The following is a 12,351-nucleotide window of genomic DNA, read 5'->3' as shown; positions in this document are numbered from 1 at the left end:
CACCGCGATCGTCATCTGGCTCCGAGACACCGTCCAAGAGCCATCAGAAACGACCTAGTGTTCTGTCACCTTGCCCGCTGCCACCTCCAGGCGGCGGGTGGTGCGGACCGCGTTCAGCATGCGGCGGTCGTGGGTCACCAGGAGCAGGGTTCCCTCGTAGGAGTCCAGGGCCGATTCGAGTTGTTCGATCGCCGGCAGGTCCAGGTGGTTCGTCGGCTCGTCGAGGACCAGGAGGTTGACGCCTCGGCCCTGGAGCAGGGCCAGCGCGGAGCGGGTGCGCTCGCCCGGGGAGAGGCCGGCGGCCGGGCGCAGCACATGCTCCGCCTTGAGGCCGAACTTGGCCAGCAGCGTACGGACTTCGGCGGGCTCGGTGTCGGGGACGGCCGCGCAGAACGCGTCGAGCAGGGCCTCCGTGCCGTGGAACAGCTTGCGGGCCTGGTCGACCTCGCCGACGATCACGCCCGAGCCGAGCGAGGCGTGGCCCGCGTCCAGCGGCACGCGGCCGAGGAGGGCGCCGAGCAGTGTGGACTTGCCCGCGCCGTTCACGCCGGTGACGGCCACCCGGTCCGCCCAGTCGATCTGGAGCGTGGCCGGGCCGAAGGCGAAGTCGCCGCGCCGGACCTCGGCGTCGCGCAGGGTGGCGACCACGGCGCCCGACCGCGGGGCCGCCGCGATCTCCATCCGCAGCTCCCACTCCTTGCGCGGCTCGTCGACCACGTCGAGCCGCTCGATCATGCGCTGGGTCTGCCGGGCCTTCGCGGCCTGTTTCTCGCTGGCCTCGCTGCGGAACTTGCGGCCGATCTTGTCGTTGTCGTTGTTCGCCTTGCGCCGGGCGTTCTTGACGCCCTTGTCCATCCAGGAGCGCTGCATCTGGGCGCGGCCCTCCAGCGCGGACCGTTTGTCGGCGTACTCCTCGAAGCCTTCGCGGGCGTGCCGGCGCGCCACGTCCCGCTCCTCCAGATAGGCCTCGTAGCCGCCGCCGTACAGGGTGATCTGCTGCTGGGCCAGGTCCAGTTCGAGGACTTTGGTGACCGTGCGGGTGAGGAACTCGCGGTCGTGGCTGACGACGACGGTGCCCGCGCGCAGGCCCGAGACGAAGCGTTCGAGCCGCTCCAGGCCGTCCAGGTCGAGGTCGTTGGTCGGCTCGTCGAGCAGGAAGATGTCGTAGCGGGAGAGGAGCAGCGAGGCGAGTCCGGCGCGGGCCGCCTGGCCGCCGGAGAGCGAGGTCATCGGCTGGTCCAGGCCGACCGAGAGGCCGAGCGAGCCGGCCACCTCCTCGGCCCGTTCGTCGAGGTCGGCGCCGCCGAGCGCCAGCCAGCGCTCCAGGCTGTCCGCGTACGCGTCGTCCGCGCCCGGTGCTCCGTCGACGAGTGCCTGCGTGGCCTCGTCCATCACCCGCTGGGCCTCGGCCACGCCGGTGCGGCGGGCCAGGAACTCGCGCACGGACTCGCCGGGCCTGCGCTCGGGTTCCTGCGGCAGATGGCCGACGGCCGCGGCGGGCGGGGAGAGCCGCAGCTCGCCCTCGTCGGGCTTGAGCAGCCCGGCGAGCATCCGCAGCAGGGTGGACTTGCCCGCGCCGTTGGCACCGACGAGACCGATCACGTCGCCGGGCGCGACGACGAGGTCGAGTTCGGCGAAGAGGGTGCGGTCGCCGTGGCCGGCGGCGAGGTTCTTGGCGACGAGGGTGGCAGTCATCAGGGGGCCGATCCTAATCGCCGGGCCCGCGCGTCCGCGCCAGGGTTTCCGTCCGCCCGCGCCGGGGGCTCCGCCCGCCCGTCCGCGCGCGCCCGGCCCCTCCCCTGTGCGCCGCTCACGCGCCCGGGGTGTCAGTGGGCCATCACCTCCACGAGCACGCTCCCGGAGGTCCGCGCCACGAGGAACGACTCCCCCCTGGTCGCCTTCGCGTCCAGCGCGAGCCGGTGGCGGCCCGCTTCCAGGACGCCGTCGAAGACCTCGTACACATGGGTGCGGTAGAGGCGGTCCAGCCGGTACGCGGTCAGCTGGACCCGGCAGGGGGAGCTGACCTCGACGCCCGCCTCGCCGTCGGCGGCGACCAGTCGGGTCAGCCGGCGCTGTTCCCGGGGGCTGCGGTCCAGGGCGTGCTCCAGCTGCGCGACCAGGAGCGGGACGATCGGGGCCAGCCCGTCGACGTACGCGACGTCGACCCCGGCGTCCTCGAAGGAACGTCGCACGGCGGCACGTTCCTGTTCGGTGACGGCACGGCCGAAGGCGACGGCGCCGTAGGTGCGCAGTTCGTCGGCGGGGACGGCGGTGGCGTCCCCGGTGATGTCGGCGCCGATGCCGATGATGCGCAGGGCGGCGGCGAGTTTGGCCAGGACGGCCGCCCGCGCGCCGATGAGCAGGACCCGGCGGCGTTCGCCCCCGGTGCCGATGAGCAGGGAGCCCAGGGCGGCCCGGTATGCGTCACCGTGGAAGAGGAACGGGCCGATGCCGTGGTACCCGTTCCGTTCCAGGTCCGGGTGTTCGTCGGTCTGCCAGGCGAAGTCGCGCCACACGAAGTCGTCGCCGTGCCGGTCGATCACGGCGGTCACGGCGCCGCAGGCGAGGTCCTCGCACTCCGGGCAGCCGTATATGACGTACCGGCCGCCCGGCAGCGGAGGGTCCGCTTCCAGCAGCAGGCTGCGCACCTGGGCGGTGAAGATCGCGGGTGGTACGTCGGAGGCCAGGGGGGACACCGCGTCGAGGTCGGAGAGCTGGTACAGCAGCGGGCGTCCGTCGACGATGAAGTCCACGAAGTCCCGGTGCGCTTGGTAGTCACCGTTGGCAAGTACTCCACCGGCTCTCATCGCCGGTGCCAGGCCGAAGGTCGCGTACTCGGCAGACATGCTGTGAGTATTCCCGCACTGGACGGACTCTGAGCACGGCATGACATATTCCGCTAACGTCCCCGCGTGGCGGAAGAGCGAAGCGGTGACGTGATCGTGGTCGGCAGTGGTGTCATCGGGCTCACGACTGCCCTCACCCTGGCCGAGAGCGGCAGACGGGTACGGATCTGGACGCGGGAGCCCGCCGGGCTGACCACCTCGGCGGTTGCGGGCGCGCTGTGGTGGCCGTACGCCGTGCGGCCGGAGGAGCTCGCCCGTGAGTGGGCCCTGCGGTCACTCACCGTGTACGAGGAGTTGGCGGCGCGGCCCGAGGAGACGGGCGTACGCATGGTCGAGGGCGTAATGGGCGAGACGCGGCTGGACGAGCAGGGGGCGTGGGCCGCCGCCCGGCTGCCGGGGCTGCGGGCGTCCACGGCCGAGGAGTACGCCGGCACGGGGCTGTGGGCGCGGCTGCCGCTGATCGACATGCCGGTGTATCTGGGGTGGCTGCGCGAGCGGTTCCTGGCGGCGGGCGGGACGGTCGAGACACGTACCGTGACGGATCTCGCGGAGGCGCGGGCCGCGGCTGAGGTGGTCGTCAACTGCACGGGGCTGGGGGCGCGTGAGCTGGTGTCGGATCCGGCGGTCCGGCCCGTGCGGGGGCAGCTCGTGATCGTGGAGAACCCGGGGATACGGACGTGGCTCGTGTGGACGGACGCGGTGTCCGGGGCGACGACGTATGTGTTTCCGCAGCCGGACCGGTTGGTGCTGGGCGGGACGGCGGAGGACGGCGGGTGGTCGCTGACGCCGGATCCCGAGGTGGCGGCGGGGATCGTCGCGCGGTGTGCGGTGTTGTGGCCGGAGGTCGCGGGGGCGCGGGTGGTGGGGCATCGGGTGGGGTTGCGGCCCGCGCGGTTCGCTGTGCGGCTTGAGCGGGAGGGTGGTCGGGGTGGGGGTGGGAGTGGAAGTGGGGTGTTGGTGCACAACTATGGGCACGGTGGGGGTGGGGTCACTGTGGCCTGGGGGTGTGCGGGGGTTGTTCTGGGGCTTGTGGGCGGGTGAGTGGGTGCGGGGGTCGGGTGCGGGTGCGTTGTGGCTGGGTGCGCAGTTCCCCGCGACCCTCAAAAGGCGGGCGGGGCAGGGACGGTGGGCCCTGCCCCGGTTGTGGGGTCAGTTGTGGTCGTGGCCCAAGGGGTCGCCTTCCGTTTCGGTGCCGGCGCCCGGGCCGACCCTGATCTCGAAGTCGCCGTCGTACTTCTTGTGGCCCTCGATCACGGCGAGTTCGACCGCTTCGGAGCCCATCTCGTTGCGGACGATGACCGGGTCCCGGCGCAGGTCGCGCATGAGGGAGACGCACATGCCGATCATCACGAGGACGAAGGGCGCCGCGGCGAGGATCGTGAGGTTCTGCAGACCGGTGAGCGCGTCACCCTCCGTGCCGACGAGCAGCATGATGGCGGCGACCGCTCCGGTCACCACACCCCAGAAGATCACCACGAACCGGCCGGGTTCGAGGGCGCCCTTCTGGGAGAGCGTGCCCATCACGATGGACGCGGCGTCGGCGCCCGAGACGAAGAAGATGCCGACGAGGATCATCACGAGCAGGCTGGTCGCGGTCGCGATGGGGAACTCCTGGAGGACACCGAACAGCTGTCCCTCGGGGGTCGACTCGCCGCTGAGCGCGCCGCCCTCCTTCAGCTTCATCGCCGTACCGCCGAAGACCGCGAACCAGACGAGGCTGACGGTGCTGGGCACGAGGATGACGCCGCCGATGAACTGCCGGATGGTGCGGCCGCGGCTGATGCGGGCGATGAACATGCCGACGAAGGGCGTCCAGGAGATCCACCACGCCCAGTAGAAGACGGTCCAGCTGCTGAGCCACTCCGCGACGCCCTTGCCGCCGCTGGCCTCGGTCCGGCCGGCGAGCTGGGGCAGGTCACCGAGGTAGGAGAAGAACGAGGTGGGCAGCAGGTCGAGGACGATGATCGTGGGGCCGGCGATGAACACGAACAGCGCGAGCACCAGGGCCAGCACCATGTTGATGTTGGACAGCCACTGGATGCCCTTCTCGACGCCGGAGACGGCCGAGGCGACGAACGCCACGGTCAGCACGGCGATGATCACGACGAGCAGGGTGTCGCTGACGCTGTCCATCCAGTCCAGCTCCGTGAAGCCGGAGCCGATCTGGAGGGCGCCGAGGCCCAGTGAGGCCGCCGATCCGAAGATGGTGGCGATGATGGCCAGGATGTCGATCGCCCGGCCCGCCGCGCCGTTCGCGTGCTTCTCGCCGATGAGCGGGGTGAAGACCGCGCTGATGGTCTGGCGCCGGCGCTTGCGGTAGGTGCTGTAGGCGATGGCGAGGCCGACCACCGCGTAGATCGCCCAGGGGTGCAGTGTCCAGTGGAAGAGGGTGGTGGCCATCGCCGTCTCCATGCGCTCCGCGGAGTCAACGGGAGCGGTGCCCGGCGGGGGCGTCGAATAGTGCGAGAGGGGCTCACTCACGCCGTAGAACATCAGCCCGATGCCCATGCCGGCGCTGAACATCATCGCCACCCAGGAAACGGTGCGGAACTCGGGCTCCTCGCCCTCGGCACCGAGGTGGATCCTTCCGTAACGGCTGACGGCCAGCCACAGCGCGAAGACCACGAAACACGAGGCGGCGAGCATGAACGCCCAGCCGCCGTTGTGGATCAGGCCGTTGAGCATCTTCGTGGAGGCTCTGCTCAGGGAGTCGGTGGCCACCGACCCCCAGATCACGAAGGCCACGGTGAGCGCGGCGGTGACGCCGAACACCACCCGGTCGGTCTGGGGGCGGGTCGAGCCGCCGAGGGCGCCGGACGGATCGCCCCCGCTTCCTCTGTCCTTCAAGTCGTCGGTCATCGGCGGCACCTTCCCTGGAAAACGTCGGACACACATAACTGCTGGTGTGCCCTACGACCTACCACAGGTACCGCCGATCTCAACCGCCTCAACAGCGGGTGTCGGGCTCCACGACCGGGAGGGCCGCTGCCTGACGGGGTGTCATCGGCCGGCGCCCCCCGGGATCCGGTGTGTGGTGCGGGGCTCGCCGACTCCGTCGAGGATCGCGTCGGGCGTGATGTACGAGGATCCCGAGGTGGCCTCGGCGAAGGCGGCGGCGCCTCCGACGATCGGCACACCCGCCGACGTACGGGACAGGTCGAGCGTGAGCGTCGGGGTGCTCGACGGGGGGTCGATGAGGCCCTGGTCGGTTCCGGCGACGATCAGTGCGAGCCGATGGCCCGCGGGGACGACGTGGTCGCTCGCGTGCAGGTCGAGGGTGATGGAGTACGCCGTGCCGGGGGTGAGCGGGGCGCCCTGGTCGGAGGAGTGGTTGCCGAGGTCGGCCCAGCCGCGGCTGAACACCGTGTGGTCGACGTCGGTGGTCCTGGCCCGGGTCTCCTTGAAGCAGGAGCTGTCACCCGTGGTGCTCGGGCCCCAGCAGGTGCGCTCGGTGAGGGTCGAGATGCCCTCGCCCGAGGCGGCGTAGTCCCGGATCGTGGCGGGGCCGAGGTCGACGAGGACCGCGGACAGATGGGCGCTCGACGTGGTCGGCGTGGCGCTCACGGTCACCTTCGAGGAACCGGAAAGACGTACGTCGCGGGTGAGCGGCTTGGTGATGAACCCGGCCTTGGCGGACGTGGACCGGTCGATCTCGGCGGCCCAGTCGGACTCGTCCTGGCCCGGGTCGTCGGTGAAGGTCTCGGTGCCCGATCCGGCGCCCAGGGAGAGGGTGCCGACGCCCGCCTGCTCGCCCTTGCCCGGACGCAGCGGCACGGTGTCGGTGCTCCGCGGCGGCCAGACGTCCGAGGTGACCCACTGGTCGGGGGCGCGCTCGATGTCGGCCATGGGCTCGTCGTCGATGCCGTTGTCGTAGCCGAGGAGTTCGTGGTCGAACCAGCGGTGCAGCGTGTCTGCCCACTCGGCGCGGCGGAAGTCGAAGGGGTCGACGTGGCCGGTCTGGGAGAGCCAGATCTTTCGGTCGACGCCGTTCTTCGCGAGGCCGTCCCACCACTGGCCGAAGTGCTTCGGGCGGACGTTGAGGTCCTGCATGCCGTGGATGGCGAAGACGCTGGCGTCGACCTTGCTGACGTCCTTCACGTAGTCGCGTTCGGTCCACAGCTGGGTCCAGGCGCCGGTGCGCGGGGCCCCGTCGACGAGTTTCCGCTGGACGGCGGCGCACCTGGCGCGGGCGTCGGGGCTCTCGACGTAGTTCGACAGCCATTCGGGGCCGGAGTCGTAGAGGGGGGCGCCCTTGGCGAAGTAGTAGTCGTACCAGGAGGAGATGGCGGCGATGGGGACGATCGTCTCCAGGCCCTCGACCCCGGTGGCGGCGACTCCGTTGGCGATGGTGCCGTCGTAGCTCTTGCCGATCATGCCGGTTCTGCCGTTGGTCCAGCCGGCCTGAGCCTTGGTCTTCCCCGTACGGGAGGTGTAGCCCTTGCCCCGGCCGTTGAGCCAGTCGACGACGGCCTTCGCGGACTGCACGTCGGAGCGTCCGCCGACGTCCACGCAGCCGTCGGAGCGGTTGGTGCCGGCGAGGTCGACGCCCACGAAGGCGTAGCCGCGCGGCACGAAGTAGTTGTCGTAGTGCAGCGGCATCTGGACGACGTGGCCGTCCGCGTCGTACGTCTTCAGCTGGCTCTCGTTGCCCCGGCCGCAGCAGGAGTAGTACGGGCTGGCGTCCATGATCACGGGTACCTTGCGGCCCTGCTGGGCGGGCTCCCGCGGGCGCACGATGTCGACGGCGACGCGGTCGCTCTTCCCGTCGCTGTCGCCGTCCAGCCCGGTGTCCACCCAGACGGACTCACGGACGGCGTTCTCGTACGAGTAGACGGGGGTGCTCTCCCGCGGAGCGCTCTGGGCCACGGCCGGGGTGAGGAGCGTGGCCAGCAGGGCGGCGGTGGCCGCCGTGGCGAGCGATCTCCAGGTGATGAGGCGCATGTAGCGCGCAGGTGTCCGCATGCGCGGAAGGTACCCCGGTCAACTCCTGTGCAAAAGGGGGCCGTCGGGGTGCGTGGGCGGGGCCGCGGGGGATGCGGGCCCACGCGTGTCGGCCGAATGGCGATCGTGTGACAGGAGCGGCCATGGACAGGGGTGGGGCCACAGCGGATGAATAGGCTCCGAACAGGATTCGTGCCCCCTACCACTTGGAGCTTGACGTGCACCGCAGACTCATCGCCCCGGGCGCGCTCGCGGCCTCCCTGCTGCTGGCGGTCCCGGCGTCCGCCGCGAGCTACTCCCCCGGCGCGCCGGGCATCGGCGACCCCTACTACCCGGCCTACGGCAACGGCGGGTACGACGTCTCCCACTACGATCTGCGGCTCACGTACCAGCCGCGGACGGACCGCCTGGAGGGCACGGCGACCCTGCTGGCCAGGACCACAGAGGACCTCTCGCGGTTCGACCTGGACTTCCTGCTCGATGTGAGCGAGGTGCGGGTCAACGGCGCGAAGGCGTCGTTCACGACGTCGGGTGAGCACGAGCTGGAGATCACGCCGAAGAGCCCGCTGGCCAAGGACACGGCCGTCACGGTCGTGGTGCGCTACAGCGGGGTGCCGTCCTCGAAGACGGCGTACGGGTTCACCAGCTGGCACCGCACACCGGACGGCGGGGTCGGGGCGAACGAGCCCGAGGCGGCCTGGTGGTGGTTCCCCAGCAACGACCACCCGCTGGACAAGGCGACGTACGACGTGTCGGTGGCCGTGCCGGACGGCTCCCAGGCCATCTCCAACGGCACGCTGCAGTCGGTGAGTTCACGGGCGGGCTGGACGCGCTACAACTGGCGGTCGAACAAGCCGCAGGCCACGTACCTCGCCACGCTGGCCGTCGGGAAGTTCGACGTCACGACCGGGACGTCGGACAGCGGGATCCCGATCGTCAACGCGTACAGCAAGGACCTGGGCGACAACTACGGGGCCGCGCGGGCGAGCGTGGAGCGGACCGGGGAGGTCGCCGACTGGCTCAGCGAGTACTTCGGACCGTATCCGTTCAACGCTCTGGGCGGGTACGTGCCGAACACGGACACCGGGTACGCGCTGGAGACGCAGACCCGGCCGTTCTACAGCCCGCGGCAGTTCGCGAGCGGGACGAACGTGTCCGTGGTCGTCCACGAGCTGGCCCACCAGTGGTACGGCGACTCCGTGTCGGTCGCCGGGTGGAAGGACATCTGGATCAACGAGGGCTTCGCGCGGTACGCGCAGTGGCTGTGGTCGGAGCACGAGAACGAGGGGACGGCGCAGGAGATCGCGGACTACGTGTACGCGTCGCACCCCGCCGACGACACCTTCTGGACCGTCGCACCCGGCGACCCCGGCCCGGAGAACCAGTTCGACATCGCGGTGTACGACCGTGGGGCGCTGACGTTGCAGGCGCTGCGGAACGAGGTCGGGGACGAGGCGTTCTTCGCCGTTCTGAAGGGCTGGCCGCAGCGGCACGCCTTCGGCAACGCGACGGTCGGTGACTTCGTGCGGTACGCGGAGTCGGTGTCCGGACAGCCTCTCGCATCCCTGTTCGACACCTGGCTGTACGAGCCCGTCAGGCCGGGGGCGCCCGCGGCACGGGGTCTCTTCGAGGGGCCCGCGGCCCAGCCGAAGTCCTGGAAGAAGATCGCGGCGACGAACTCGGTGCACGACCACTGACCGAGGCACGCCCGCGCGGCGGAGCCGCACAGGTCACAGCCCCGCTCCTTCGGGGACCGGAAGGTCTTTCACAACGTGGGTGAGACAGCAATACTGTTACACCGCGGACCGCGTCAGGCCGTGACCGCGGTACCCGAAGGAGCAGGCATGGCGACGGACATCGAGGAGCCGACGCTCACCGTCGACGAGCTGGCCGCGCGGGCGGGTGTCACGGTGCGGACGGTTCGCTTCTACAGCACCCGGGGGCTGCTGCCGCCGCCCGTCATCGGGCCGCGCCGGGTCGGGCACTACGACCAGGGGCATCTGTCGCGGCTCGCGCTCATCGAGGAACTGCAGCAGCAGGGGATGACCCTCGCCGGGATCGAGCGCTATCTCCAGCAGCTGCCGGACGGGCTCAGCGCCCAGGACCTGGCCATCCACCGGGCCGTGGTCGCCTCCTGGGCGCCCGACACGGCGGAGGAGCTGAGCCGGGCCGAGCTGGAGCGCCGGGCGGGGCGTCCGCTCGGTGACGAGGATCTGGACCGGCTCGCCGCGATGAGCGTCCTCAGGGAGGCCTCGGGGCCGGACACGTATCTCGTGGATCTCGGGCTGCTGCGGCTCGGCGTCCAGCTGCTGGACGTACCGCTGGCGCACGAGTCGATCCTCGCCGCGCGCACGATCCTGCTCAAGCACACCCGCGCCGCGGCCCACGAGCTCTCCGCGCTGTTCCGGAGCGCGGTGTCGGGGCACGACTCCGTCGAGGCGGTGAAGGACCTCTCGGCGCACATGCAGCCCCTCGTGGTGCAGGCCCTCCTGACGACGTTCCAGCGCTCCCTCAACGAGGAGGTGCGGGAGTGGCTCGGGGGCGGGGGCTCCTGAGCCGGCGGTCTCACAGGTACGCCGACCCGCCGGCCACGTTCAACGTCTGGCCGGTCAGGAAGCCGCTGCCCTCGTCGACCACGTACAGCAGGGTGGAGATCAGGTCGGACGGCTCCTGGGTCCGGGGGACGGCCTGTTGCGCGCGCACGTGCTCGAATCCGCCGTCCGCGCCGACCGTGCGCTCGGCGGTCCCCGTGCGGACCATGCTCGGCGCGATCGCGTTCACGGTGATGCCGCAGGGGCCGAGCGCCGAGGCGAGCGCACGGGTGAAGCCGATGAGACCGGCCTTCGAGGCGGTGTACGCCACCATCGTGGGCGGGGCGGTGAGCACGGCGGCCGAGGCGATGTTCACGATGCGGCCCCAGCCCGCCGCCCTGAGGTGCGGCAGCACGGCGCGCGCCATCAGGAACGGAGCCTCCAGGTTGACGCGCATGACCCGGCGCCACTCCTCGGGTGTGATGTCCTCGAAGGCCGACTCCGGGTAGACACCCGCGTTGTTGACCAGGACGTGCAGCGTGCCGAACCGGTCCAGGACCCGCTTCAGGGCCGCGCGGATCTGCGCCTCGTCCGTGACGTCGGCGATCAGCTCCACGTAGTCCAGAATGCGGCCGGCCGTCTCCCGCTGCGGGACCAGGTCGAGTCCCGCGACCCGGTAGCCGCGGCCCGCGAGTGCGACGGCGAACTCCTGCCCGAGGCCCTGTGCCGCGCCGGTCACCAGGGCGGTACGCGTCTCCATGCGGTGAGTGTGGTGACCCGTCAGGCAGTCGGCAAGGGTGCGTTTCCGGACGGTGGAACGCCCTTCGGGGCAGGGGCCTGTTCCATTCGCCGGAACGTCCGTGTTGCCGCGTACGCCCGGTGGCCCGACGCTGCGGGCGGACCCAGCCGCCAGACGTTCGGGAGCCGTACCCGATGACCGAGACCGACCGTGCCGTGGACGACGCCGAGCGCGCCCGCGAACAGGGCGGAGGCGGACGGCGGTTCGCCCTGCCGTCCGGCAGGGCGTGGGCGGGCCGGCTCACATCCCGGTGGCTCCCCGACGAACTCGGCGTCCTGGTCGTCCTCGCGCTGCTCGTCGCCGGCATCGGCATCCCGTACCCGGACTTCCTCGACAGCGACAACCTGCTCACCACCGCGCACAACTCCGTCTACATCTCGCTGATGGCGTGCGGCATGGTCTTCGCGCTGGCGATGCGCGAGGTCGACCTGTCGGTGGGCGGCAGCTACGCGATGTGCCTGGTCGTCGGCGCGCTGCTGGTGCGGGACGGGGTCGCGCCCTGGCTCGCGGTCCCGCTGGTGCTGCTCACCGGGACCGGGCTGGGGGTCTTCAACGCCGTGGTCACCACCCTGCTGGCGCTGCCGTCGTTCATCGTCACGCTCGGCACCCTGATGCTGTTCCGGGGTGTCGGGCTCGCGCTCGCGGACGGCAAGCAGATCACCGATCTGCCGCTGGACGACTCGTTCTTCGCGCTCGCGGGCGGGGACGCGGGCGGGGTGCCGTTCGCGCTCTGGGTGCTGCTCGCCGTGGTGGCCGTCCTCACGCTGGTGCTCACCCGCACCCGTTTCGGCGCCCGGGTACGGGCGATCGGGTCCAATCCCGACGCGGCCGAGTTCAGCGGGATCCCCGTCGTCCGGACGCGTGTCCAGGCTCTCGCGCTGTCCGGTCTGACCACGGCGTGCGCGGCGTCGCTCGCGCTCGCGTACTACGGCGCCGGGGACCCCACGCTCGGCCAGGGATACGAGCTGCAGGCCATCGCCGCGTGCATCATCGGCGGCACCCCGCTGGCCGGCGGGCGGGGTTCGGCCGTCGGGGCGGTGGCCGGCGCGATGATCCTGTCCGTCGTCGCGTCGGGCCTCGTCTTCTTCGAAGTACCCATCAACTGGACGTCGTTCGCCACCGGCGGGGTGATCCTCGTCGCGGTCGCGGCGGACAGCGCCCTGCGCCGCGGGGGACGCCGCCGACGCTGACGTCACCGCCCCACCCCCGTCCGCCGCCCCCGCACGACGTGCCC

The 12,351-nt window shown here is 71.3% G+C and carries 9 protein-coding genes; 4 read left to right on the top strand and 5 right to left on the bottom strand.

What is annotated here, in order from left to right:
* Positions 1 to 54: 54 nt before the first annotated feature.
* A complete protein-coding gene (locus ACLVWQ_RS29640; protein ID WP_414112279.1) occupies positions 55 to 1,695 on the bottom strand; it encodes an ABC-F family ATP-binding cassette domain-containing protein in 1,641 nt (546 codons plus the stop codon).
* A 131-nt stretch (positions 1,696 to 1,826) separates the two neighbouring features.
* The gene (locus tag ACLVWQ_RS29635) at positions 1,827 to 2,846 is read right to left on the bottom strand and encodes an oxidoreductase (protein ID WP_414112278.1); all 1,020 of its coding nucleotides are present in this window, start codon (positions 2,844 to 2,846) and stop codon (positions 1,827 to 1,829) included.
* A 66-nt stretch (positions 2,847 to 2,912) separates the two neighbouring features.
* Between ACLVWQ_RS29635 and ACLVWQ_RS29630 the strand changes: the two genes are divergently transcribed.
* Positions 2,913 to 3,887: an FAD-dependent oxidoreductase gene (locus tag ACLVWQ_RS29630; RefSeq protein ID WP_414112277.1), complete on the top strand. Its 975-nt coding sequence runs from the start codon at positions 2,913 to 2,915 to the stop codon at positions 3,885 to 3,887.
* Positions 3,888 to 3,995: 108 nt separating this feature from the next.
* Here ACLVWQ_RS29630 and ACLVWQ_RS29625 read toward each other — a convergent pair whose 3' ends face one another.
* Positions 3,996 to 5,705 (bottom strand): BCCT family transporter, encoded by a 1,710-nt coding sequence (locus ACLVWQ_RS29625; RefSeq protein ID WP_414112276.1) that lies wholly within the window; start codon positions 5,703 to 5,705, stop codon positions 3,996 to 3,998.
* 141 nt (positions 5,706 to 5,846) lie between these two features.
* Entirely contained in the window at positions 5,847 to 7,808 is a 1,962-nt protein-coding gene (locus tag ACLVWQ_RS29620) for a Xaa-Pro dipeptidyl-peptidase (protein ID WP_414112275.1), read from the bottom strand.
* A gap of 197 nt (positions 7,809 to 8,005) precedes the next feature.
* Here ACLVWQ_RS29620 and ACLVWQ_RS29615 point away from each other — a divergent pair, with 197 nt between their 5' ends.
* Complete coding sequence (locus tag ACLVWQ_RS29615) at positions 8,006 to 9,484, top strand: M1 family metallopeptidase (RefSeq protein WP_414112274.1); 1,479 nt, start codon at positions 8,006 to 8,008, stop codon at positions 9,482 to 9,484.
* A gap of 147 nt (positions 9,485 to 9,631) precedes the next feature.
* Positions 9,632 to 10,342, top strand: a complete 711-nt coding sequence (locus ACLVWQ_RS29610) for a MerR family transcriptional regulator (protein ID WP_414112273.1) — start codon at positions 9,632 to 9,634, stop codon at positions 10,340 to 10,342.
* Positions 10,343 to 10,352: 10 nt separating this feature from the next.
* Here ACLVWQ_RS29610 and ACLVWQ_RS29605 read toward each other — a convergent pair whose 3' ends face one another.
* Complete coding sequence (locus ACLVWQ_RS29605; protein WP_414112272.1) at positions 10,353 to 11,078, bottom strand: SDR family NAD(P)-dependent oxidoreductase; 726 nt, start codon at positions 11,076 to 11,078, stop codon at positions 10,353 to 10,355.
* A gap of 173 nt (positions 11,079 to 11,251) precedes the next feature.
* Between ACLVWQ_RS29605 and ACLVWQ_RS29600 the strand changes: the two genes are divergently transcribed.
* Entirely contained in the window at positions 11,252 to 12,307 is a 1,056-nt protein-coding gene (locus ACLVWQ_RS29600; RefSeq protein ID WP_414112271.1) for an ABC transporter permease, read from the top strand.
* Positions 12,308 to 12,351 lie beyond the last annotated feature (44 nt).

This window comes from Streptomyces sp. CWNU-52B, assembly GCF_047444975.1.
GTDB lineage: Bacteria > Actinomycetota > Actinomycetes > Streptomycetales > Streptomycetaceae > Streptomyces.
Note: the sequence above shows the minus strand (reverse complement) of the source record. Positions and strands in the feature narration are given on the sequence as shown.

Coding starts and splice junctions, on each gene's coding strand:
- ACLVWQ_RS29635 (WP_414112278.1), bottom strand. CDS start 2,846: ATGTCTGCCGAGTACGCGACCTTCGGCCTGGCACCGGCGATGAGAGCC.
- ACLVWQ_RS29625 (WP_414112276.1), bottom strand. CDS start 5,705: ATGACCGACGACTTGAAGGACAGAGGAAGCGGGGGCGATCCGTCCGGC.
- ACLVWQ_RS29610 (WP_414112273.1), top strand. CDS start 9,632: ATGGCGACGGACATCGAGGAGCCGACGCTCACCGTCGACGAGCTGGCC.
- ACLVWQ_RS29620 (WP_414112275.1), bottom strand. CDS start 7,808: ATGCGGACACCTGCGCGCTACATGCGCCTCATCACCTGGAGATCGCTC.
- ACLVWQ_RS29600 (WP_414112271.1), top strand. CDS start 11,252: ATGACCGAGACCGACCGTGCCGTGGACGACGCCGAGCGCGCCCGCGAA.
- ACLVWQ_RS29605 (WP_414112272.1), bottom strand. CDS start 11,078: ATGGAGACGCGTACCGCCCTGGTGACCGGCGCGGCACAGGGCCTCGGG.
- ACLVWQ_RS29640 (WP_414112279.1), bottom strand. CDS start 1,695: ATGACTGCCACCCTCGTCGCCAAGAACCTCGCCGCCGGCCACGGCGAC.